The organism is Kitasatospora sp. NPDC051702, from assembly GCF_040681575.1.
Lineage (GTDB): Bacteria > Actinomycetota > Actinomycetes > Streptomycetales > Streptomycetaceae > Kitasatospora.
Window position 1 is genome coordinate 1 of record NZ_JBFAZB010000049.1, and the last position, 23893, is coordinate 23893.

The following is a 23893-nucleotide window of genomic DNA, read 5'->3' on the forward strand; positions in this document are numbered from 1 at the left end:
GCGTTCATCATCGGGATGTGCGGGTGGCGGTCGTGCCAGCGTCGGCAGAGGTCGGCGGGCAGGGCCTCGCCGGTGACCATCAGCCAGCGCAGGTCGGGGAGTTGCGGCGCGGTGCCGTCCACGTCCCAGGCGTCGAGGGCGGCGCGCAGGAGGGAGGGGACGACCTCCAGGACGGCGATCCGCTCGTCGCGGGCCATCCCGAACAGGGCGGTCGGGTCGGCGGCCATGTCGGTGCCGGAGACCCGGACGGTGCCGCCGACGACGAGCGGGGCCAGCATCTGCCAGACCGACACGTCGAAGGTGAGCGGGGCGTTCTGGACGACGCCCTCGCCCTCGGTGAGCGAGAGGTCGTCGACCTTGGCCCAGAGGTGGTTCATCATCCCGGAGCGCTGCACCATCGCGCCCTTGGGCTTCCCGGTGGAGCCGGAGGTGAACATCACGTAGGCGAGGTCCAGGCCCTGGCCGCGGGTCGGCAGGGCCGCACCGGCGATGCCGTCGGCCGGGTCGGTCAGCGGCAGCACGGCGGCCGCCCCGGCGGCGACCTCGGCGGCCTGGTCCCGGTACCCGGCGCCGGCCAGCAGGTGGCGGGCGCCGCTGTCGGTCAGCAGCCCGGTGTTGCGGGCGGCCGGGGCGGTCGGGTCGAGCGGCAGGTAGGCGCCGCCCGCGGCCAGGACGGCCAGGACGCCGGTGACGAAGGGGACGCCGGGTTCGGCGTACATCGCCACCACCGAACCGGTGGTGACCCCGGCGTCGCCCAGCCGGGCGGCCAGGCCGCCCGCGCGGGCGAGCAGCTCGCGGTAGGTGATCCGCTCGGTGCCGTCGGCCGCGGCGACCGCGTCCGGCCGGGCGGCCGCGACGTCGCGGATCCGCTCCACCAGTCCCTGGTCGGCGGCGGCGCCGCGGTCCCAGCCGCCGAGCAGGCCGAGCTGCTCGCCGGTGGCGCCCAGGCCCACCTGGCCCAGCGGGCGGTCCGCCGGCATGGTGGCGAGGGTGCCGAGGAAGGTCTCGAACCGGGCCAGGTGGGTGGCGAGTTCGGCGGCGTCGTACAGCTCGGGGTTGCCGTCGAGGTGGATCTCGACGGTGCCGTCGTCCGCGTTGAGGACCGTCATGATGAGGTCCTTGACGATGCCCGTGGACAGGTTGACCACGACCCCGCGGCAGCCCTCGCCGAAGGCCAGCTCCGGGTCCTGGTTGAGCACGTTGATGAACGGGCCGAAGGCGCGCTGGTCGTCGATCCGCAGACCGATGTCGCGGCGCACCCGGTCCCCGCGGTAGCGCTGGTGCTTCAGGGTGCCGGCGACCTCGATCCAGGCCGCGCGCAGCAGCTCGGTGCGGGTCATCTCCGGGCGCACCCGGACGGCCAGCGGCAGGTAGTTGGCGAGCATGCCGGGGATCTCGCGGCTGACCGCGCCGACCCGGCCGGTGACCGGCAGGGTGAGCAGCGGCGCCGGGACGCCGGTGACGCGCTGGGTGTAGGCGGCCATCGCGGCGACCATCAGGACCGGCATGGTGACCTTGCCGTCCTGGGCGAGGGCGTGCAGCGCGGCGGTGGTCTCCGGGGAGAGCCGGGCGGTCTCGCGCAGGGCGACCCGGCCAGGGGCCGGCTCCTGCTCGGAGAGCGACACCAGCTCGGGCACCGCGCCGTGCCGGGCGGAGGTGAGCCGGTCCGTCCAGTAGGCGCGGTCCTTCTCGACGCTGGTGGAGTCGAGGTACTTGCGCTCGGCGTCCAGCAGCCGGTGGAAGGCCGGCATGGCGTCGGCGTCCAGCTCGTCCGGGCCCTCGCCGGCGGCCAGCCGGGTGTAGACGGCGGAGAGCTTCGGGTACAGCAGCGAGCGGCTGAACCCGTCCGCGAGGATGTGGTGCATGCACAGGTAGAGCAGGTGCCGCTCGGCGTCCAGGGTGATCAGGGCGCCGCGGAACAGCGGGAAGTCGGTGACCTTCATCGGGTCGGCGTGGTCCGCCCGCATCCAGCGCTCGGCGGCCGCCAGCGGGTCCGCCTCGCCGCTGAGGTCCACCGTCCTGAGCGGGATCTGCGCGAGCGGGCGGATGATCTGGCCCGGCGCGCCGTCCTCCTCGACGAACTGGACGCGCAGCCCCTCGGCCTCGTGGCCGAGGCGCTGCAGCGCCCGTCCGAGCAGCTCGGGGTCGAGCGGCCCGCGGATGTCGATGTAGTCCGCCATGTTGTAGGCCAGCGGCCCGTCGGCGAACTGCTCGTCGAACCAGATCTCGGCCTGCGCCGCGGTCAGCGGCAGGACTGCGTTCCGGGTGGTGGTCACTGCTTTGCTCTCCGTCATCCTCGGCCTCGGCCCCGCCGCGACACTCTCGACCTCTGACACCGCTGTTCGCGCCCGTGCGGTCCGCTCAGCCGGACACGGGCTGCAGCCCGGCGGCGACGCCCGCCCCGAGCCCGCGGTGCTCGATCCCGGGCAGCAGGCCCTCCGGGCCGACCGTGTCGCGCACCCACGCGTCGTGGTAGACGGTGTCCATGTAGCGCTCGCCCAGGTCCGGGGCGATGGTCACGGCGGTGATCCGCTCGCGCACCCCGCCCGCGCCGTCGCCGTGGTGCTCGTCCAGCCAGCGCAGCGCCCCGCTGACGGCCGTCCCGGTGGACCCGCCGAACAGGAAGCCGCCGCGCATCAGCTCGCGGCAGGTGCGGACGGTGTCGGCCTCCTCGACGAGGATCGGGGCGTCGACCAGCGTGTCGTCGAGCAGCGGCGGACGGACGCTGGTGCCCAGGCCCGGGATGTGCCGGGTGGCCGGCGGGGTGCCGAAGGTGACCGAGCCGACGCTGTCGACCGGGATCACCCGCACCGAGGGGCGCCGCTCGCGGAAGTACCGGGCGCAGCCCATCAGGGTCCCGGTGGTGCCCGCGCCGACGAACAGCACGTTCAGGTCCGGGAACTCGCGGGCGATGGCCGGCGCGGTGGTCCGGTAGTGGGCCATCCAGTTCCCCGGGCTCAGGTACTGGTTCAGCCAGACCCGCTTCTCGTCGGCGGCGAGCAGCGCCTTGACGTGGCGGATCCGGGCACCGAGGAGGCCCTCGGTCTCGTGCGGCACGTCGATCAGGTGCACCTCGGCGCCGTACGACTCCATGGTGCGCCTGGTCACCTCGTTGCAGCGCGAGTCGGTGACGCAGATGAACTTGTAGCCGCGGCTGGCGGCGAGCACGCTCAGGGCGACGCCCATGTTCCCGGAGGACGACTCCACCAGGGTCGAGCCGGGGCCGAGCACCCCGGCGGCCTCGGCCTGGGCGACCATCTCCCGGGCGGCCTTCAGCTTGATGGACCCGGCGAAGTTGAACCCTTCGACTTTCAGGAAGAGACGGTGCCCGAAGAACGGCTGCAGATTCACGAAGAGGTCGCTGACCTCGAATTCGTGCGACGCGGAAATGACCGGCACTTGGAGACTCCTGGCCTTCGGTAACGAATTAGCCTCGGCGGCAAGCCTCTCGTCGCGCGCTGACGAGGGGCTGACGGATTGCTGACGGGGCCCGCCACCAGGGTTTCGGGCCGCCGGGGAGCCGCGCGTCAGCGGTCCGTCAGTTGCCGGTCAGTTGCCCGTCAGCGCCATCGGAAAACGTTTGTTATTCCGCACCATGCAGGCCTTCCATGAGGAGCCCGGTTTGAATCGGCCGTCCGCCATCAGTGAAGTCCTCCCGCTCTCGCCGCTGCAACAGGGACTGCTCTTTCTCTCGGAGTACGACCGCGAGGGGACGGACGTCTACACCATTCAGCTGGTGCTCGACCTCGAGGAGCTGACCGACGCCGACGCCGCAGCGCTGCGCACCGCGGCCGGCCTCCTCCTGGAACGGCACCCCAACCTGAAGGCCTGCTTCCGGCACCGCAAGAACGGCGAGGCGATCCAGGTCGTCCCCACCTCCGTCGAGCTGCCCTGGCGGGAGGTCGCGGTGACGGCCGCCCCGGCGGGGCCGGAGGAGGAGTTCGACCGGCTCGCCGAGGAGGACCGGCTGCGCCGCTTCGACCTCGCCCGCCCGCCGCTGCAGCGGATCACCCTGGCCCGTGCCGGGGGCGGCCGCTGCCGGCTGATCTGGACCGTCCACCACATCCTGGTGGACGGCTGGTCGATGGTCTCGCTGATCGGCGAACTCGCCGCGCTTGCAGAGGAGTTGAAGGCCGGCGGTACGCCGTCGAAGGAGCCGCGCACCGGCGCCGCCCGCTACCAGGCGCACCTGGCCTGGCTCGGCGCGCAGGACAAGGAAGCCGCCCGGCGGGCCTGGACCGGCGCCCTGGCCGGAGTGGTCGACCCGACCCGGCTGGTGCCGGCGGGCCGGGCCCGGGCCGAGGGGGCCGGCGCGCTGCCGCAGGCCGTCCCGCTGGACCTGACCCCCGAGGTCTCGGCCGCGCTGACCGCCTTCGCCCGCTCGCGCGGTCTGACCGTCAACGCCGTGGTGCAGGGCTGCTGGGCGCTGCTGCTGTCCCGGCTGACCGGCCAGGACACGGTGCTGTTCGGCGCGGTCACCTCCGGCCGCCCGGCCGAGGTCCCGGACGTCGAGCGGATGGTGGGCCTGTTCGCCAACACCCTGCCCGTCCGGGTGGACGTCGACCCGGCCCGCACCCCGGCCGAGCTCTTCGCCGACGTGCAGCGCTCGCAGGCCGACCTGCTGGCGCACGAGCACCTGACCCTGGCGGAGGTCCAGCAGCTGACCGCCGTGCGCGGCGAACTCTTCGACACCGCCCTGATGTTCCAGAACTACCCGATGGGCGGCCTGCCGCTGGCCACCGCCGGCGGCCCCCGGGTGACCGGCGCCGACGTCCGCTCCGCCACGCACTTCCCGCTCACCCTGACCGTCTTCCCCGGCACCCCGTTCGGCCTCGCGGTCAACCACGTGCCGGCGCTGGTGGACCGGGCGGAGGCCGAGCTGGTCGGGCGGCGCTTCGCCCGGCTGCTGGCCGCCGCGGTCACCGCGCCCGACGAGCCCTGCGGCCGGCTGGACGTGCTGGACGAGGCCGAACGGGACCGGGTCACCGAGGACCGCAACGCCACCGCGACGCCGCTGTCCGGGCACTGGCTGGCCCCGCTGCTGGACGCCCGGGCCGCCCTCGCCCCCGACGCCCCCGCGGTCCGCTGCGGCGACGAGCGGCTGACCTACCGCCGGCTCCACGAGCGCGCCGACGAACTGGCGGCCGCGCTGACCGCCGCCGGCGCCGGGCCCGAGCAGGTCGTGGCGATCGCGCTGGACCGCTCCTGCGACCTGGTGGTGGCCGCCCTGGCCGTCCTCAAGTCCGGTGCCGCCTACCTGCCGCTGGACCCGGACTACCCGGTCGACCGGCTGCGCTACATGCTGGCCGACGCCGCCCCGGTGGTCACCCTCACCCACCGCCGGGTCCGCGAGCTCCTCACCGCGGACGGCGGCTCGGCCACCGGCGAGCTGTGGGTGCTGGACGGCACGGAGACCGGGGCCGGTGCGCACGGGCAGCGCGCACGCACGGCCCCGCTCGCCGACCACCCCGCGTACGTGATCTACACCTCGGGCTCCACCGGCCGCCCCAAGGGCGTGGTGGTGCCGCACGGCGCCCTGGTCAACCTGGTCGAGGACATGGTCGCCCGCTTCGCGGTGACCCCCGCCGACCGCTTCCTCGCCGTCACCACCTTCGGCTTCGACATCGCCAACCTGGAGCTGTTCGTCCCGCTCGCCGCCGGCGCCGAACTGCTGGTCGCCGACCGCGGGACGGTCCGCGACCCGGCCGCGCTGGCCGACGCCGTCACCGGGCTGGACGCCACCCTGCTGCAGGCCACCCCCAGCCTCTGGCAGTCGCTGGCCGCCGACCACGCCCCCCGGCTGGCCGGGCTGCGCGCCCTGGTCGGCGGCGAGGCGCTGCCCGAACCCCTGGCCCGTACGCTCACCGCGCACTGCGCGTCGGTGACCAACGTGTACGGCCCGACCGAGACCACCATCTGGTCCACCGCCGCACCCCTGACCGACCCCGAGGCCGGCCCGCCGCCGATCGGCGGCCCCATCGCCAACACCCGGGTGTACGTCCTGGACGGCGCGCTGCGCCCGGTGCCCGACGGCACCTTCGGCGACCTCTACATCGCCGGCACCGGCCTGGCCCGCGGCTACCTGGGCCGGGCCGGCCTGACCGCCGAGCGCTTCGTCGCGGACCCGTACGGGCCGTCCGGCGCGCGGATGTACCGCACCGGCGACATCGTCCGCTGGGACGCCGCCGGCGCCGCCCTGGAGTACGCGGGGCGCAGCGACCACCAGGTGAAGATCCGTGGCTACCGCATCGAGCTCGGCGAGATCGAGTCCGTGCTCGCGGCGCAGCCCGGAGTGACGCGGGCCGTCGTCACGGCCCGCACCGACCGGGCGGGGGACGCCCGCCTGGTCGCCTATGTCGTACCGGCAGGGATCGACCGCGACCGGTTGCGGGAGCGGGCGTCATCGGTGCTGCCCACGCACATGGTCCCTGCCGTGTACGTTCCCTTGGACGATCTGCCGCTGACCCCCAACGGCAAGATCGACCGCAAGGCCCTGCCCGCCCCGCCGGACGAGCGGGCGGGCACCGGGCGCGCGCCCGTGGGCGAACGCGAGGAGCTGCTCTGCGCGGTCTTCGCCGAGGCCCTCGGCCTCGACCGGGTCGGCGCGGACGACGACTTCTTCGAGCTGGGCGGCCACTCGCTGTCCGCGACGAGGGTCGCCAACCGGCTGCGCGCCGCGCTCGGCGCCGACGTCCCGGTGCGGGCGCTGTTCGACGCCCGGACGGCCGAGGCGCTGGCCCGGGCCCTCGACCCGGAGGCGCCCGAGGCGGCCGGCGAACCGGCCGGCCCCCGGCGCCCCGCGCTGCGGGCCGTCCCCGACCGGCCGTCCTCGGTGCCGCTCTCGCACGCCCAGGAGCGGCTCTGGTTCCTGGACAAGATGGACGGCCCGACCGGCACCTACAACATCCCGCTGGCCGTGCGCCTCACCGGCCCGCTGGACGCCGCCGCGCTCGCCGCCGCCGTCCGGGACGTGGTGGCCCGGCACGAGAGCCTGCGGACCGTCTTCGCCGAGGCCGACGGGCTGCCCTCGCAGCTGGTGCTCTCCCCCGGGGAGGCCGACGGGGCCGGCGCCCGGCTGGTCGTGGTGGACCTCGCCGGATCGGAGCCGGGCGCGCTCGGGGCGGCACTGGCCGCCGAGGCCGCCCACCCCTTCGAGCTCTCGGCCCAGGTGCCGCTGCGGGCCCGGCTGTTCGTGCTCGGCCCGGACGACCACGCACTGGCCCTGACGGTGCACCACATCGCCGCCGACGGCTGGTCGCTCGGCCCGCTCGCCCGGGACCTCTCCACGGCCTACCGGGCCCGGCTGGCCGGTGCCGCACCCGGCTGGGAGCCGCTGCCGGTGCAGTACGCCGACCACGCGCTGTGGCAGCGCGAACTGCTCGGCTCCAAGGACGACCCGGACAGCCTGGCCAGCGCCGAACTCGCGCACTGGCGCGAGGCGCTGGCGGGCATCCCGGAGGAGCTGGAGCTGCCCACCGACTTCCCGCGGCCGGCCCGGGCCGGGCACCGCGGCGGCGAGGTCGGGTGCACCGTGCCCGCGCCGACCCACGCCCGGCTCGCCGAGCTGGCCCGGCGCGGCGGCGCGAGCCTGTTCATGGCCGTCCAGGCCGGTCTCGCCGCCCTGCTCACCCGGCTCGGCGCGGGCACCGACATCCCGCTCGGCAGCCCGGTGGCGGGGCGCACCGACGACGCCGTCCGCGACCTGGTCGGCTTCTTCGTCAACACCGTGGTGCTGCGCACCGACACCTCGGGCGACCCGAGCTTCACCGACCTGCTCGGGCGGGTCCGGGAGAGCGACCTGACCGCCTACGCGCACGCCGAGCTGCCCTTCGAGCACCTCGTCGAGGAGCTCAACCCGGTCCGCTCGATGGGCCGGCAGCCGCTCTTCCAGGTGATCCTGGCCTTCGAGAACAGCGCCGACCCGCTGCCCGCGATGCCCGGCCTGACCGCCGAGGTGCTGCCGGTCGGCTCCACCACGGCCAAGTTCGACCTGTCCTTCCAGGTGCTGGAGCGGACCGGCCCGGACGGCTCCCCGGCCGGGCTGGACATCCGCCTGGAGTACCGCGAGGACCTCTTCACCGGGGCGACGGCGGCCCGCCTCGCCGGGGCCCTGGCCACCCTGCTCGGCTCCGCGGCCGGCACCCCCGACGCCCCGCTCAGCGCCCTCGACCTGCTCACCGCCGAGGAGCGGCGGGTCCTGCTGGAGGAGTGGGCCGGCCCGACCGCCCCGCTCACCCCGGTCACCCTGACGGAGCTGTTCGAGGGCCTGGCCGCCGCAGACCCGGAGCACCCGGCCCTGATCGGCCCCGACGGCGTGCCGGCCGGACCGGCCACCATGCGGCTGTCCTACGCGGCGCTCAACGAGCGGGCCAACCGGCTCGCCCACCTGCTGCTGGAGCGCCGGGTCGGCCCGGGCGACGTGGTCGCGCTGGCCATGCCGCGCTCCGCGCCGCTGGTGGTCGCGCTGCTCGCGGTGCTGAAGACCGGCGCCGCCTACCTGCCGGTCGACCCGCAGTACCCGGCCGACCGGATCGCCTACATGCTGGGCGACGCGGCGCCCGCCCAGGTGCTGACCGTCGAGGCCGTCGCCGACCGGCTGCCCGGGCTGCCCGACGGCGTCGTGCCGCTGGTCCTGGACTCGCTCGCCACCCGCTCCGACCTGACCGGCCGGCCGGACCACGACCCCGTCGACGCCGAGCGCACCCGTCCGCTCGGGCCGGACGACGTCGCCTACGTGATCTACACCTCGGGCTCCACCGGCCGCCCCAAGGGCGTCGTGGTGCCGCACCGGGGGGCCGCCAACCTGGTCGCCAACCACCGGGCGCGGATGGGCGCCGGGCCGGACACCCGGGTGCTGCAGTTCGCCTCGTTCAGCTTCGACGCCACCGTGTGGGAGCTCGGGGTCTCGCTGTTCTCGGGCGGCACCCTGGTGTGCGCCACCGACGAGAGCAGGGTCTCCGGGGAGGTGCTGGGCGCGCTGCTCGCCGAGCACCGCGTCAACCACGTGGTGCTGCCGCCGACCGTGGTGGCCGGCCTGCCGGACGACGTGGTGCTGCCCGAGGGCCTGCACCTGCTGGTCGGCGGCGAGGCCTGCCCGCCCGCGCTGGTCGACCGCTTCGCCCCGCTGACCGAGTTCCGCAACGCCTACGGCCCGACCGAGGCCTCGGTCTGCGCGACCTGGAGCGACCCGCTGCTGCCGGGCAGCGGCCGCCCGCCGATCGGCCGCCCGCTGGACAACCACCGCCTGTACGTCCTGGACGCGGCGCTCGCGCCCGCGCCGGTCGGCGTCACCGGGGAGCTGTACATCGCCGGCACCGGCCTGGCGCACGGCTACCTGGGCCGCCCGGTCACCACGGCCGAGCGCTTCGTCGCCGACCCGTACGGCCCGGCCGGCACCCGGATGTACCGCACCGGCGACCTCGTGCGCTGGCGGGCCGACGGCACGCTCGACTACGTCGGCCGGGTCGACCACCAGGTCAAGCTGCGCGGCTTCCGGATCGAGCTCGGCGAGGTCGAGGCCGCGCTGGTGCGCCACCCGGTGGTGGTCCAGGCCGCGGTGCTGGTCGTCCCCTCGCCCACCGGGGTGCCCCAGCTGACCGGGTACGTGGTGCCGCTGCCCGGCGTCGCCGCCGTGGACGTGCCGGTGCTGCGCGCCTTCGTCGCCGAGTCGCTGCCCGCGCACATGGTGCCCGCGACCCTGGTGACGCTGCCCGCGCTGCCGCTGACCGCGAACGGCAAGCTCGACACCCGCGCGCTGCCGGCCCCCGGCTCGGCGCCCGCGGCCGGCCGGGGCCCGGCGCAGCCGCCGAGCACCCCGGCCGAGGAGGCCATCGCGGGGGTCTTCGCCGAGATCCTCGGGCTGGACGGGATCGGCGCGGACGACGACTTCTTCGCCCTCGGCGGGGACAGCCTGCGCTCGGTGCAGATCGTCAGCCGGGCCGCCAAGGCCGGTTTCACGCTCTCGCTGGCCGACGTCTTCACGCACAAGACGGTGGCGGCGCTCGCCGCGGCCGCCCGGCCCTCCGGGCCGGCCCCGCGGGTGACGCAGGAGCTGCTGGAGCCGGTCCTGGCGATCCGCCCGACGGGCTCCGCCGAGCCGCTGTTCTGCGTGCACGGCGGGGTGGGCTTCGGCCTGCCGTACGCCGAACTGGCCCCGCACGTCGATCCGGACCGGCCGGTGTACGCGCTGCAGTCCGACGGCGTCGCGGCCGCCGAGGGGGAGTGGGACCGGCCGGAGAGCGTCGAGGAGCTGGCGGAGCTCTACCTGGCCAGGGTCCGCCGGGTGCAGCCGCACGGCCCGTACCACCTGCTGGGGTGGTCCTTCGGCGGCCTGGTGGCGCACCAGATGGCGGTCCGCCTGCAGGCGGAGGGCGAGCGGGTGGCCTTCCTGGCGGCGCTGGACGTCTTCCCGGTGCGCGAGGGGGACCACGACCCGACCGACGAGGAGATCCGCTCGGCCTTCCTCGCCCACCACGCCGCGGGGGCCGGCATCGACGACCGGGAGCTCGGCCGGCTGATGACGGTGATGCGCCACCACACCGACATCGCGCGGGAGTTCACGCCCGGGCGGTTCGACGGGTCGCTGCTGCTGTTCACCGCGGCGGACGAGGTCCAGGGCGCCCCGGCCGCCGAACTGGCCGACCGCTGGCGCGCGCACCTGACCGGTGCCCTCACCCTGCACGAAGTCCCGTGCGGGCACGAGGAGATGCTCGCCCCGGCGGCGGCCCGCCGGATCGGCGCGGTGGTCGACACCGGGCTGCGCGGGTCCTGAAACGCCCGGTGGCCGGGCCCGGGAGACCGGGCCCGGCCACCGCCGGAGCGACGCACGAGAACGACACGCGCCGGAACGACGCGCAAGAACGCCGGCGGCCCCTGACGGAGCCGCCGGCGGACGGGGCGAGCTGCCCTCGCCCCGGGAGTCACCCCGGGAGCTGTCCGGGACCTACAGGGAGGGATCCTGCATCAGGATCGCCTGGTAGAGGTGGTGGAGCCGGCGGCTCGGCTTGAGCCCCAGCTCCTCGTCGAGCCACTTCCGCGTGCGGTGGAAGATGTCGACGGCCTCGGACTGTCTGCCGCACCGGTAGAGCGCGATCATCAGCTGCTCGCTGAACCGCTCCCGTTCCGGGTACTGCGCGAGCAACTGCTTCAGCTCGGCCACCACCGCGGCGGCCTCGCCGGCCTGGAGCTGAGCCGCGATCAGGTCCTCGCGGGCCGTCTTGCGCTGTTCGTCCAGACGCAGCGCGACGGCCCGGCACCAGGGCCCGTCGCTCGTGTCGAGCAGGGCCGGTCCGCGCCACATCGCGAGTGCCCCGCGGAGCGTGTCCATGGCTTCGTACGGCCGGTCGCCGACCAGCTGCGCGCCCTTCTCCGCCGTCCGCAGGAACCGGTACGCGTCGACCGACTCCTCCGAGACGTTCAGCATGTATCCGTTGTCGACCGTGCGGATGACCTCCTGGTCCGGCCCCTCCAGGCCGAGCTCCGCCAAGGACTTGCGCATGCGCTTGACGTTGGCCTGCAGCGCGTTGCGCGCGTTCTTGAGCGGTGCCTCCCCCCACAGTTCGTCGATCAGCTCGTCGAACGCGACGACCTGGCCGGCGTTGAGCGCCAGCATGGTCAACATCACGCGGTTCTTCTTCGCCCTTAGACCTACTGTGCGTTGACCGTCGCCGATCAACAGTGGGCCCAAAATGGAGATGTACACCAATTTCCCCGTCCCTAGCGGTGAACTCCAGCCACAAGCTTTTCTGTTGAGACCTCAGGCCCGCCACTACGAACAGCGGTCGACTTGTTTAGGGGGGCCTGAAAATGGGGAAAAGCCTGGGTATCATTCGCGCTGGTCAAGTATCGGTCACACGTGGCTCGTGCGGCCATGTACCTTCGTACATGAGTTGGTGGACCTGGGCCACCAGCCCTACCTGAAGCCGCGACTCCACACCGAGCTTCGCCAGGATGTTGGCCACGTGGGCCTTCACCGTGCGCTCGGTGACGTGCAGTCGGGCGGCGATGCCGCGGTTGGAGTGCCCGGCCCCGATCAGGTCGAAGACCTGTCGTTCCCGTCCGGACAGCGTCCCGACCCGGTTGAGCTCCTCATGCCAGCGCGTCGAGGCGAGGCTGCCGTCACTGTGCATGGCCACCCCCCTGACCGCCCCCTGCTTCCCCGTTGTGCGGTTGCCGGCCCGCCTCCCCCCTCGGAAGGCTCTCACGCACCGGCGAACGCGCATGCGATTCTACAACTCCCGTAACAAACCACCACAGGATAGGTGGAGTCAAACACCTTGTCATGGCCGTTATCAGACGGGTATGCGCACGAAAACGGCCGGGGGGAAGGATAGCCCTTCCCCCCGGCCGGTACGGGTGGTTCCGGTGTTACGGAAGTGTCGTCCGGGCCGCCGAGGCCGCCGCGGCGGCCGCCACGATGGCGGGGATCCGCGGGGTGCGGGTGGTGGTCTGGCGGGCCAGCCGCGAGGGCCACCAGGTCTTCCAGCCGAGCAGGGTGACCACGGCCGGCAGCACGACGATCCGGATCACCGTGGCGTCGAGCAGCACCGCGCAGGCCATGCCGACCCCCATCTGCTTCATCTCGATGAAGTTCAGCGAGGCCAGCAGGGCGAACACGCAGACCATCACCACCGCGGCGCTGGTCACCACCCCGGCGGTGCGGGTGATCCCCTGCTCCACGGCCTCCTTGACGGACAGTCCGCCGCGGGCCGCCTCCCGGATCCGGCTGACCACGAACACGTGGTAGTCCATCGAGAGGCCGAGCAGGATCACGAAGAGCATCAGCGGCAGCCAGGCGACCACCCGGCCGGTGGACTCGAAGTGCAGCAGGTCCTCCGCCCAGGTGTGCTGGAAGATCAGCGCGAGCAGGCCGAAGGAGGCCGCCGCGGACAGCACGTTGAGCACCACGGTGATCAGTGCCAGCATCACCGAGCGGAAGGCCGCGGTCATCACCAGGAAGGTCAGCACCAGGGCCACCCCGAGCACCCAGGGCATCTTGCGCATCACGTTCGCCCGGTAGTCGACGTCGAAGGCGACGTCGCTGCCGCCGACCGCGAACTGGGCGCCGGCGATCGCGCCGAGGGTCTGCGGGGCGAGGTCCTCGCGCAGCCGGGCGAGCGAGGCGCGGGCCTCCGGGGAGCCGCTGTCGAACCGGGTGCCGATCGCCACGGTGGCCACCGTCCCGCTCTGCGAGGTGCGCACCACCGGGGCGGGGGAGTGCACGAAGAGGTCGTCCCGGGAGGTGAGGTCGACCAGCGCGGTCACCGCGGTGGCCAGCTCCCAGGCCTTGCCGTCCGGGACCTTCACCGCGACGGTGTGGGTGTCCGCCGGGCTCGGGAACGACCTGGTCAGCCGCTCGTTGGCCTGCATCGCCGGGATCGAGCGGGGCAGGTCGTCGATCCCGGTGGCCTTGAGCTTCAGGCCGAGGGCCGGCACCGCGAGCAGGAGCAGGGCGCCGACCGAGAGCACCAGCGCGATCACCGGGTGGCGCAGCGAGGGCTTGAGCATCGTCGACCAGAGCCGCGGCTTCACCCCGCCGGCCTGGGTGAGCCGCCACACCAGCGGCACCCGGGGGGCGTCCAGGAAGCGGCCGAACCGGGAGAGCATGGCCGGCAGGACGGTCAGCGAGGAGATGATCGCGATCCCGACCACCAGCACCGCGCCGGTGGCCATCGACTCGAAGGCGATGTGACCGGCGAGGTAGAGCGCCCCCATCGAGATCATGACGACCACGCCGGACACCAGCACCGAGTGCCCGGAGGTGGCGGCCGCGATCTCGATGGCGTCGATGTTGTTGGCGCCCAGGGCCCGTTCCTCGCGCTGGCGCTTGAGGTAGAACAGCGAGTAGTCGACCCCGATGGCCATCCCCATCAGCACGATGACGTGGGTCACCGGCCCCGGGTCGGGCACCAGCTGGGAGGCCACCCCCCACAGGCCGAGCCCGGCGAGCACCGAGGACAGGCCGAGCACGACCGGGACGCTCGCGGCGACGATCGCACCGAAGACGAAGACCATGACGAGCAGGGTCACCGGCAGGCTCAGCACGGTGGCCTTGCCGAGGTCCTTGCTCAGCATCTCGTTCAGCCCGGCCTTGATCGACCCGGCGCCGACCAGCTCCATCCGCAGGTCGGTGTGCGACTCGTGGGTCCTCGCCACGGCGTCGATGATCGGCTGCACCCGGTCGGAGGCGGTCTCCGGATCCCCGTCCAGGGTCACCGGGACGAGCATCGCCGAGCCGTCCGGGGCGGACACCGGCTCGTCCACGGCGCTGATGCCGGGCACGTCGCGCAGGTCGCGGGCGGCGTCCGAGGCGGCCGCCCCGGCCCGGACCGGGTCGAGCTGCCCACCGCCCCACGGGGTGATGAGGACGTTCTCCACCGCGCGCTCCTGCAGACCGCCGCTGCGGGCGATCTCGGCCGCCCGGCCGGACTGCCCGATGGAGAGGTCGGAGGTGGTGGCCTGCCGGGTGCCCGTGACGCCGCCGACCACCAGGGCCCCCACGACGAACACCACCCAGAGCGTTATCGCCCACCAGGGGTGGACGGCGCTCCACCGAGCGGCCCTGGTGATCACGTTCCTGCCTTCCACGATCACGTTCCCCTCCTCAGAAGAAATGCCCGGATCGGCCACGGGCCTGACTTCCGAGTCCGGCCGGTGCGGTGCGACGTTTGCTCGCGTCCCTGAATCTAGTGACGCTCCGGCGCATGATCACGGGTACAACTTCGACGATTCGAGGGGGAGTTTCTTCTACTTGACAGCCTCGTCGAGAACCGACTCGGGGCTCGACGCGAGTACCGGTGGGAGAGTGTCGACACCGGATTCCCCAGGCGGAATTTGATACCACATCCGCCGGGACACGTTAAAGGGCCCGTCGCCGGTCAGTGCGACGGACCCCGCGTATCCCCCGGGCAGCGGCAGATCGACGACTCTCCACGGACCGGGCAACGGCCCGGAGCGTGCGTACACGGCGGCCTCCCGGCCGGGGTGGGCGACGGGGATCCCCATGCCCTGGGTGAGTCTGCCGCCGGAGGCCTTCACACAGGCCTCCTTCCTGGTCCACAGCCGGGTGAAGACCGGCTGCCCGCCGGCGGCCACCGCGGCCCGCTCCTCCGGGGGGAAGAAGCGTCCGGCCAGCCGGTCGACGTCGAGGTCCGGGCGGGCCAGCTCGACGTCCACCCCGACCGGCCGCGCAGCCAGCGCGAGCAGGGCGGTCTCGCCCGAGTGGGAGAGGCTGAAGTGCAGCCCGTCCGCCCCCGCGACGGCGGGCTTGCCCCACGGTCCGCGGGTGAAGCGCAGCCCGTCCGGGGGGAGCCCGAGGCGCTCGCCGAGGACGATCCGGGTGGCGGCGTGCGCGATCACGAAACGGCGCCGCAGGCCGGGCAGCCGCCCGGCCCGGGCGCGCGCCCGCTCCTGCTCGTCGAGCAGCTCCTCCAGGTGCGGCGGGTAGCCGTCCAGGTCGTCCGGCGCGGCGCCGCCGCCCCGGTCCCCGGGGCGGCGCGCGCCGTTCAACGGAATCCTCCAGATCTCGACCGAATCCCGAGCGGAGGACTGTTCGGTCCTGTTCAGAACCGGCCCACCTTTCCGGTGTGCAGCCCCTGGAACAGATTGAGCTTCTGGATGTTCCGTGTCCCCTCCATGAACTCCACGCCCCTTGCGTCGCGGGCGAGTTTGTCGAGGAGCGGATGATCCAGCCGCGCACCCGGTCCGAAGAATCCGAGTGCGCTCATCGTCACGTCCTCGGCGAGTTCGCAGGCGCGGGCCTTCGCCGCGGAGGAGAGGTGTCCGGCGGCCGGCCGGCGGTCCACCGCGAGGGCCGCGCGGTAGGTCAACCCCCGTGCGGCGTCGATCCGCCGGCCGAGCGACTCGAACAGCTCGCGCTCCGCCCCGCGCAGCTCCTTGCGGTTCTCGGCGACGTAGTCGTGCGCGGCGCGGGCGATGCCGAGGGCGATCGCGGCCACGCTGGGGCGGAGCTGGTTGAAGACCGAGACGATGCTCCACATCCCGCGCCGGGTCGGTGGCAGGTGCGTGCCGAGCACCCGCTCGGCCGGCACGTGCACCCGGTCGAGGGTGATCCGGGTCAGCTGGACGCCGCGCAGTCCGAGGGTGGGCAGCGGCTCGGCCCGGAAGCCCGGGTCGGCGGTGTCCACCAGGACGGCCAGCACGCCGAGCCGCTCGGTGCCCGCGACGCGGGCGAACACCGCGCCCAGGTCGGCGCGGGCGGCGTTGCCGACGTAGCGCTTCTCGCCGTCCAGGAGGTACGAGCCGTCGCCGACCGGGGTCAGCGTGGTGGTCATCTCGCCGATGGCCGAGCCGCGCTCGGGCTCGGTGAGGGCGAAGCAGGTCCAGCGGGGGCGCTCGGCGAGCCGGCCGTACACCCAGTCCTTCTGCGCCTGGCTGCCGAGCACGCTCAGCAGGACCCCGCACATCGAGGCTCCGGGCGAGCCGAGCATCATCCCGGCGTCGCCGCGCGCCAGTTCCTCGCTGACCAGGACGCGCTCCAGGGTGGCCAGGCCGTGCGCCGGGCCGGCCCCGGCCTCGGCGGACGCGCGGTCCCAGTCCGGCGGCACCTGGTGCCCGGCCAGGAAGCGCACCGCGGGGAGGTCCAGGAAGCGGTGGACGGCCTCCGGGTCCCGGTCGAGTTCGAGCGCGCCCGCCCGCAGGTCGTCGGCCCACCGCCGCACGTACCGGTGCGTGGTGTCGAGCGAGGCCGGCAGGCTGGTCACGCGTTGTCCTTCCGGGAGGTGGCGTTCGTGGCGGGGACCCCGGCGGGGCCCGGCCAGCCGCAGTAGACGTCGGCGAGCAGCTCGGAGGCGTACGCCGTCCGGCCCGGCCCGTCGGCGGTGAAGCCGTGGGCGCCGAGCAGCCGCAGCAGCGCCCGGTCCGCCTGGGTGATCTGGGCCTGGAGCCGGGCCAGGGCCGCGGCGTCCAGCGGCAGCACGGGGGCGAGCGGGGAGTCCGGGGCGACGCCCTCGGCGAGGTCGTCGAGGACGCCCTCGATCTCGAGGTGGTCGATCAGCACGTCGGCGAGCGCCCCCTTGACCAGCTGCTGCAGCAGCAGCGAGGTGCCCTCGACCTGGCGGGCCGCGAGGTAGGCGGTGCAGGCCTCGCGCAGCCGCTCGGACACGCCGAGCCGCAGCCAGGCGAGCCCGGTGCCCCAGTCGTGGGAGTCCGGGCCGGCCGGGGCCGGCGGGGTGGCGGCGGGGCCGAGGACGGCGAGTCCCGGCACCGGGTCCGCACCCCCGTCCCCGTCCTCCTCCTCGTCGAACTCGGGGAGGTCCCCGAGCAGTTCGCGCGGGACCACGGCGTGTCCGCGCGGGCCGCGCGGGGCCACCCCGGGGGACAGCGCGCGGGAGAGCAGGGTCAGCGCCGGGACGAGTCCGTCGTTGCGGGCACTCGTCCGTGCCTCCCGCCAGTGCTCGCGCACCTCGGCCGGAACCGTCATCGGACCCTCAGCTCCCCCGTGTCGAGCGTGCAGTAGGCCAGGAGGCCGCGCTCCCGGTCGTAGTCGGCCACCACCATCGGGCGGTCCCGGTCGGTGACGGCGAGCAGGGCGGCCCAGCCGCCGGTGGCGGGCTGCCCGTCCGCCACCCTGATCAACGTCCCGTCGTGCGCCGGAAGTTCAGCGCCGGCGTCGGAGAGGCCGGCGCCGGCCACCACCGACGCCCGGTCGTCCCAGTCGGCGAACAGCCCCGGCTCGGGGAGGCCCTGGGCGGCCCCGCCCAGGGCGGCGTCGCCGCCGTCCCAGTGCAGCAGCAGGGCGACCGCGGCGTCCGCGTGGACGGCGGACTGCCCGGTCGCGGGCAGCGGGAACGGCTGGGTGCCCTGGTCCACGACCAGCAGCAGCAGCCGCGACCAGCCGCAGCGCCGGGCGTACTCCACGGCCACCCGCAGCGCGCTGAACGGGGCCAGGACGCCCTGGTCGGACAGCGCGAAGGAGAGCGGCTCGCCGGGCAGCCGCCGCTTCACGCAGGAGGCGACCAGTTCGGCGTGGTCGAAGTCCGGCGCGGCGTAGGCGACCACCACCACCTCGGGGCACTCCTCGGGGGTCAGCGGCCCCAGCGCGTCGAGCGCGCCGTAGGCCAGTTCCACCGAGGTGCGCCGCCCCGAGGCGGCGAACTGGCCGCGGTCGAAGTCCGCCCCGTAGAGCGCCCCGAGCTCGCGGTAGAACTCCTCCCGCGCGCCCTCCGGCCGGTACGGTGCGCCCGGCCCCGGCGGCACGTGGGCGGCCGCCCGGACGAGCCGGGGCAGGGCCGCCGTCGCCAGGGCCGGTCCGGCCGGGCCGTCCGCGCCGACCGGGACGGGGCGCCGTACGGGCGCACTCGCGCGGAACATGCTTAGGCGCTCGCTTCCGCGGCGACGAAGCCGGCCAGCGAACCCACGGTCTCGAAGTGGGTCATGTCCAGCTCGTCGGCGTCGAACTGCACGTCGAGGATCTCCTCGATGGTGATGAGCAGTTCGAGCGCGCTGCTGGAGTCCAGGCCCAGCTCGTCGAAGAGGCGGACGCTCTCGGCCGCGTCGGAGACGTCCTTGTTGAGGACCTCGGACAGGCCCTTGCGGACGGCGTCGACGTACTTGGCGTCGGTGACGGTGGTCTCGGTCATGCTGTTCTCCTCGGTCCGGTCCCGGCCGTCGGTCGGCCGGCGGGTGGTCAGTTCTGGTCGTCGCCGGCGGCGTAGAGCCGCTGGCGGCCGAGCATCGCCTCGACGTCGTCGCGCTCCCGGATCAGGTGCGCCCGCCCGTCCAGGACGAGGACCTCGGCCGGGTAGCCGTGGCTGAGGAAGTGCACCGGCGAGGCGGTCGGCCCGTACGCGCCGGAGCGCTGCACCCCGACCAGCTCGCCGGCCCGCAGCGCCGGCATCGGCACCTTCTTGCCGATCACGTCGTTCGGCGTGCAGAGCGGCCCGGTGATGTGCCAGGGCTCGGTGGCCGGCTCGTCCATCCGCTCCAGCGCGACCATCGGGAAGTTGCGCTTGACGTACGAGCCGATGCCGACCGCCGCCATGTGGTGGTTGGTGCCGCCGTCGGTGACCGCGAAGTTCTCGCCCATCGAGGTCTTGGTGTAGCGCACCCGGGTCACGTAGGTGCCGGAGGCGGCGACCAGGAAGCGGCCCAGCTCCATGATCATGCGGGTGTCGGGGTGCCGCTCGCGGAAGTCCGCGATCAGCGGGTTCAGCCCGGCGGTCAGCTCCGCGACGTCGAGGTCCTTCTCGTTGTCGAAGTAGGCGATGCCCAGGCCGCCGCCGACGTCGACGGTCTCCAGCGGGAAGCCCAGCTCGGTGGAGAGGCGCTCGGCCAGCTCCAGGATCCGGCGGGTGTTCTCGACGACCGACTCCTCGATCAGGATCCGGGTGCCCAGGTAGACCTGGACGCCCATCAGCCGGATGTTGGGGTAGCGGGTGGCGAGGTCCTTGCCCTCGGCCAGCAGCAGCTCCTCGTCGGTGCCGAACTGGCGGGGCTTGCCGCCCATGGTCAGGCCGGAGCCCTTCACCGAGAAGCTCGGGTTGACCCGCAGCGCGACCCGGGCGGTGATCCCGCGCTCCCGGGCCACCTCGTCGATCAGGTCCAGCTCGCCGATCGACTCGCAGACGATGGCGTGGATGTCCTCGTCCAGGCAGGCCGCCACCTCGCCGCGGCTCTTGCCGGGGCCGAGGAAGATGATGTCCTGCGGCGCGACGCCGGCCCGGCGGGCGGTGACCAGCTCGGTCAGCGAGGACACCTCGGCGCGCGAGCCCAGGTCGTGCAGCAGCGCGCAGACGGAGATGTTGGGGTTGGCCTTGAGCGAGTAGAAGATCTCCAGCGCCGGGTGCAGCGACTCGCGCAGCCCCTGGAAGCGGGTGGTGATCTCCTCGCCGTCGTACAGGTAGAGCGGGGTGCCGAACTCCTCGGCGAGCCCGGTGATCCCGAGGCCCTGGACCTCGAATGCGACGCTCACGGTCAGCTCCCTTCCGAATGCGCCGCGAGGCGGCGGGTGATGTCGGTGTCGATCGCCTCGATCTCCTCGTCGGAGGCGCCGACGAGCACGCCGTACAGCCGGCCCTCGAAGCCGTCCGCGCCGGTGCCCGCGGCGGCGTTCACCGTGGCGTAGTTGTTCACGAACAGGCCGCGCGGTCGCGGGCCCCGCTCGGTCAGCAGCAGCCCGTCCAGGAGCTCCGCGAGCTCGGCGAAGGGCAGCGGGCGGGTCAGCCGCAGCGGGAAGTGCCGGGCGACGGCGACCTCCTCGGCCCCGGCCAGGCCGCCCTCGTGCACCACGTTCTGGTACGTGGACATGTTGTTGCGGGCGTTGATCTCGATGACCGGGTACAGGCCCTCGTCCGGGTCGACCATCGCGTCGACGCCGACCACGCCGTAGTAGCCGTCGGCGGCGAGCCGCTCGCCCAGCCGCAGCGCGGTCGCGGCGATCTCGGCGACCTGGCCGTCGGTCAGCCGGGCCGGGATCCGGTGGCCCTTGTGCACGCCGCCCTCGGTGAGCAGCTCCTTGACGAAGTCGAAGTGCGTGGAGCCGTCCCGGCCGACCGTGAACTGGTAGTTGAGGTCGCAGCGCTTGGCGACCCACTCCTCGATCACCAGCGCGGTGCGCGGCGCGCCGCCCTCGGCCTTCGCGGCCTTCTCGGCCTGCTGGACGGCCATCCGGTGCAGCCGGGCCAGCCGGGCCGCGCTGTCCAGCACGACGATGCCCTTGCCGGACACGCCGAACGCGTCCTTCAGCACCACCTTGCGGCCGGCTTCGAGCAGTTCGGTGGCCGCGGCGACCGCCCCGGCCAGCTCCTCCAGCGTCTCGCAGGCCCAGCCGCGGGCCTGCCGGATGCCCAGCTCGTCGGAGAGCCGGCGGCTGTAGACCTTGCTGTTGACCTTCTTGCAGACCGCGGCGGACGGGGCGCCCAGCGCCAGCCCGGTGCGCTCGGACAGCTCCTCCTCCACGGCGGAGATGCCGTGCGCGGTCAGCCGGGCGCCCTCGGCGGCGACGGCGGACAGCGCGCGCAGCAGCGCAGGGTCGGCGAGGGCGTCCTCGCTGACGGTGCGCTGCGGGTCCTGGCCGGCCACCACGTGGACGGTGGGCAGTTCCAGCCCGAGGCCCTCCAGGTAGCCGCGGTAGCCCTCGTCCAGCGGGGTCTTCAGCACGACGTGGTCGTCCTTGCCGCCGAGCAGCAGCGCGAACTCGTCCATCCGGTTCACCACCGCGCTGCCCGCGTGCGAGGCGACCCGGGGCAGCGCGGGCTCACCGATCGCCCAGTGGTTCTCCACCTCGAAGTTGCCCAGGAACACCAGCGGGGTGTCCGCGGAGCCGGTCACGGCGCGCTTGAGGCGCGCGCTGAAGCCGGAGGACGGTAGATGCATGTCGACCTCGTCATTTCTCGTGTGCGCCCGCTCGGGCGGCGCGGCGCGGCGGGCTCAGGGCCTGGCGGCCCTCAGTGCTCGAAGACCATGGCGGCGAAGGTCGCTCCGAGCCCCACGCTGGTCATCAGGTAGCGGTCGCCGGGGCGCAGCCGCCCCAGCTCGGTGGCCTTCTGCAGGTTGATGAAGGGGTCGGCGCAGAAGCAGTGCCCGGTCTCGCCGATCAGGTCGAGGAAGACCTTCTCGAGCGGCAGTCCGAGCGCCTTGCACACGCCGATCCAGGACAGCCGGTTGACGTTGTGCGGCAGCACCAGCGCCAACTCGTCCAGGCGGCAGTCGGCCTCCTCCAGGGCGGCGCCGATCACCTCGCAGAGCCCCGGCCCGTACAGGTCCTGGAACTCCTTGGCGGCGGCGTCGCCCATGATGAACTCGTCGCCGAACTGGGTGTGGGTGCGGGTCGCGTAGCCGATCATGCGGTCGGATCCGGTGCGGTCCGCGCTGACCAGGAAGGCCACCGTCCCCTCGCCCATGACGGTGACGTCCGGGATGGACTGCGTCTGGGTGGTGCACGCCTTCTCCCCGGCCAGGACCAGGGCGAGCGCGTCCGGGTCCGGGTCGGCGGCCAGCAGGGTGCCGGCCATGTCCAGCGCGAGCAGCCCGGAGGCGCACGCGTGGTGCGAGACGACGAACCCCGCGGCGTGCTCCAGGCCGAGTTCGGCCTGGATCGGCTGCAGCGAGGTCATCGGGTACGGCAGCGGCGACGGCATGGTCCGGGCCTGCAGGACGTACTTGACGCGCTGTTCCTGTCCCCGCAGCTCGACCAGCTTGGTGGCGGCGCGCAGCAGCAGCTCGGTCTCGGTCGCCGCGGGGTCGCGGCACACCTCGGCGAGCCCGTAGAAGCGCTGGTAGCGCCGGAGCTGCACATCCGTCAGCTGGAGTTCCTGTTGGAAGCGGGCGATCGGGATGGTGTCGGGAAGACAGCTGGAGACTGCCGTGATCGACGTCATGCCAACTACAGTCGCGTGACGCGCTGACGCTTAGCTGACGCTGCGCTGACCACCCGCTCCGACGGCCGCCGCGGGAGGGCGCGGGCCGGGGCCGGGCCGGCGGATCGCGGCCGGGCACGACGACGGAGGGGCGGGCCTTCCGGCCCGCCCCTCCGGGGGTGTGACGATGATCCGCTCGGTGCTACTCGTCGTCGCCGAGGTCTCCGCCGAGGTCGCCGCCGTCCGGGGTGCCGCTGATCGCGTAGCCCTGGCGGCGGGCCTCGTAGCAGGCCACCGTCGCGGCCGCCGAGACGTTCAGCGAGCCGACCCGGCCCAGCTGCGGCACGAACACCACCTGGTCGCAGAGCGCGAGCGCCTCGGGCGTGATCCCGCGGTCCTCGTGCCCGAGCACGAAGGCCACCGCCGGGGTCAGCTCGGCGGCGAACATCGGCACCGCCTCGTCCGCCAGCTCCAGGCCGACCACCTTGAAGCCGTCCGCCTTCGCCGCCGCCACCGCCTCGGCGACCGTCGGGAAGTGCTCCACCTTGAGGTACTTGTCGGTGCCCATCGCGGCCTTCTGCGCGCCCGAGGAGCGCACCGACGGGGTGTCCCCGGTCAGGTACAGCTTCTCGGCACCCATCGCCGCGCCGGTCCGGACCACCGAGCCGACGTTGAACGGCGACTGCAGGTTCTCCAGGATGATCGCGAGCCGGAACTCGTTGCTGCGCCGCCACGAGCGGTGCAGGCGCTTCAGTTCGGTCCCGCGCAACTGCTTCACGACGACGTTCCCCGTCCACTCTCCGGCCCCTCGCCCGCCTCCGGGCGGGGCCGTGCTTCCAGAATCCGGAACCCGTTGACCGACGCGACGCGGGTGGTCGGGTAGCCCTGGTCGTTCAGCCACTTCTGCAGCGAGTCCGACCCCAGGTGCTTCTGCACCACCAGGAACGCCGAGCCGTCCGGCGTCAGCCGGCCGAGCCAGTGCGTGAGCAGCCCGCGCAGCGCGGCCTTGCCGATGCGGATCGGCGGGTTGGAGTAGATCGTGGCGAACCGCACGTCCTCCGGGACGTCGTCCGGCAGCGCCGCCTGGACGTTGCCCAGGCCGAGCGCCCCGGCGTTCAGCCGCACCAGCTCCAGCGCGCGCTCGTTCACGTCCACCGCCCAGACCGGGAGGCGCTTGCGCCGGCTCGCCCAGGTCAGCGCGATCGGGCCGTAGCCGCAGCCGACGTCCAGGATCGGGCCGCGCACCCGCGGCGGCGGGGCGTGCTCCAGCAGGATCCGGGTGCCCGGGTCGAGCCGGCTGCGGGAGAAGACCCCGGCGTCGGTGGTCAGTTCGAGGGTGAGGTCCGGGAGGGAGACCGTGATCGGCCGGCGCTCGCTGGCGACCTCGGGTGCACCGGTGAAGTAGTGCGAGCCGGACATGCTTTCCCCGTCGTTCGTAAGGGCCTCGGGGCCACCGGGTGGGTGTGGGTAAGCCCTTGGTACGGCACCGATCGTACCCCCGGCGGCCTGCGGCGCGTTCCGCCCGCGGCCCGCCCGCCCGCGGGGGGCCGGTACCCCGGCGCCGGTGCGCCCCGGGC

Annotated in this window: 16 protein-coding genes; 1 reads left to right on the forward strand and 15 read right to left on the reverse strand. The window is 73.8% G+C overall.

Translation table 11 applies throughout. The features are described 5' to 3' along the window. The coding region (locus AB0N04_RS31125; RefSeq protein ID WP_360211125.1) for a condensation domain-containing protein at positions 1–2276 on the reverse strand (2276 nt) is incomplete at its 3' end. Positions 2277–2361: 85 nt separating this feature from the next. Beyond that, on the reverse strand, positions 2362–3399 hold the full coding sequence (gene sbnA, locus AB0N04_RS31130) for a 2,3-diaminopropionate biosynthesis protein SbnA (protein WP_360211127.1): 1038 nt from the start codon (positions 3397–3399) through the stop codon (positions 2362–2364). Positions 3400–3622: 223 nt separating this feature from the next. Between sbnA and AB0N04_RS31135 the strand changes: the two genes are divergently transcribed. Then, positions 3623–10771, forward strand: coding sequence for an amino acid adenylation domain-containing protein (locus AB0N04_RS31135; protein ID WP_360211129.1), 7149 nt, complete (start codon positions 3623–3625; stop codon positions 10769–10771). Between the two features lie 171 nt (positions 10772–10942). Here AB0N04_RS31135 and AB0N04_RS31140 read toward each other — a convergent pair whose 3' ends face one another. The 13 genes from AB0N04_RS31140 to AB0N04_RS31200 all read right to left on the reverse strand — a co-directional run bounded on the left by AB0N04_RS31140 (position 10943) and on the right by AB0N04_RS31200 (position 23735). Continuing rightward, positions 10943–11623 (reverse strand): AfsR/SARP family transcriptional regulator, encoded by a 681-nt coding sequence (locus AB0N04_RS31140; protein WP_360211131.1) that lies wholly within the window; start codon positions 11621–11623, stop codon positions 10943–10945. 214 nt (positions 11624–11837) lie between these two features. Next, complete coding sequence (locus AB0N04_RS31145; RefSeq protein WP_360211133.1) at positions 11838–12128, reverse strand: helix-turn-helix transcriptional regulator; 291 nt, start codon at positions 12126–12128, stop codon at positions 11838–11840. A gap of 238 nt (positions 12129–12366) precedes the next feature. Beyond that, the gene (locus AB0N04_RS31150) at positions 12367–14592 is read right to left on the reverse strand and encodes an MMPL family transporter (RefSeq protein ID WP_360211135.1); all 2226 of its coding nucleotides are present in this window, start codon (positions 14590–14592) and stop codon (positions 12367–12369) included. A 153-nt stretch (positions 14593–14745) separates the two neighbouring features. Then, entirely contained in the window at positions 14746–15507 is a 762-nt protein-coding gene (locus AB0N04_RS31155) for a 4'-phosphopantetheinyl transferase superfamily protein (protein WP_360211137.1), read from the reverse strand. Positions 15508–15560: 53 nt separating this feature from the next. Continuing rightward, the gene (locus tag AB0N04_RS31160; protein ID WP_360211139.1) at positions 15561–16721 is read right to left on the reverse strand and encodes an acyl-CoA dehydrogenase family protein; all 1161 of its coding nucleotides are present in this window, start codon (positions 16719–16721) and stop codon (positions 15561–15563) included. Beyond that, positions 16718–17440: a hypothetical protein gene (locus AB0N04_RS31165; RefSeq protein ID WP_360211141.1), complete on the reverse strand. Its 723-nt coding sequence runs from the start codon at positions 17438–17440 to the stop codon at positions 16718–16720. Before AB0N04_RS31165 ends, AB0N04_RS31160 begins: the two co-directional genes overlap by 4 nt. Next, the gene (locus tag AB0N04_RS31170; RefSeq protein WP_360211143.1) at positions 17437–18330 is read right to left on the reverse strand and encodes a hypothetical protein; all 894 of its coding nucleotides are present in this window, start codon (positions 18328–18330) and stop codon (positions 17437–17439) included. Before AB0N04_RS31170 ends, AB0N04_RS31165 begins: the two co-directional genes overlap by 4 nt. Positions 18331–18332: 2 nt before the next feature. Further along, positions 18333–18599 (reverse strand): phosphopantetheine-binding protein, encoded by a 267-nt coding sequence (locus tag AB0N04_RS31175; protein ID WP_360211145.1) that lies wholly within the window; start codon positions 18597–18599, stop codon positions 18333–18335. Positions 18600–18646: 47 nt separating this feature from the next. Continuing rightward, entirely contained in the window at positions 18647–19930 is a 1284-nt protein-coding gene (locus tag AB0N04_RS31180; RefSeq protein ID WP_360211147.1) for a type III PLP-dependent enzyme, read from the reverse strand. 2 nt (positions 19931–19932) lie between these two features. Continuing rightward, positions 19933–21333 carry a hypothetical protein gene (locus tag AB0N04_RS31185; protein ID WP_360211149.1) on the reverse strand — a complete coding sequence of 467 codons (1401 nt, stop codon included), beginning with the start codon at positions 21331–21333 and terminating at the stop codon, positions 19933–19935. 71 nt (positions 21334–21404) lie between these two features. Beyond that, positions 21405–22337, reverse strand: coding sequence for a 3-oxoacyl-[acyl-carrier-protein] synthase III C-terminal domain-containing protein (locus AB0N04_RS31190; RefSeq protein ID WP_360211151.1), 933 nt, complete (start codon positions 22335–22337; stop codon positions 21405–21407). Between the two features lie 181 nt (positions 22338–22518). Continuing rightward, complete coding sequence (locus AB0N04_RS31195) at positions 22519–23094, reverse strand: TrmH family RNA methyltransferase (RefSeq protein WP_360211153.1); 576 nt, start codon at positions 23092–23094, stop codon at positions 22519–22521. Next, positions 23091–23735: a methyltransferase gene (locus tag AB0N04_RS31200; RefSeq protein ID WP_360211155.1), complete on the reverse strand. Its 645-nt coding sequence runs from the start codon at positions 23733–23735 to the stop codon at positions 23091–23093. The genes AB0N04_RS31195 and AB0N04_RS31200 overlap by 4 nt, the downstream gene beginning before the upstream one ends. Positions 23736–23893: the final 158 nt, after the last annotated feature.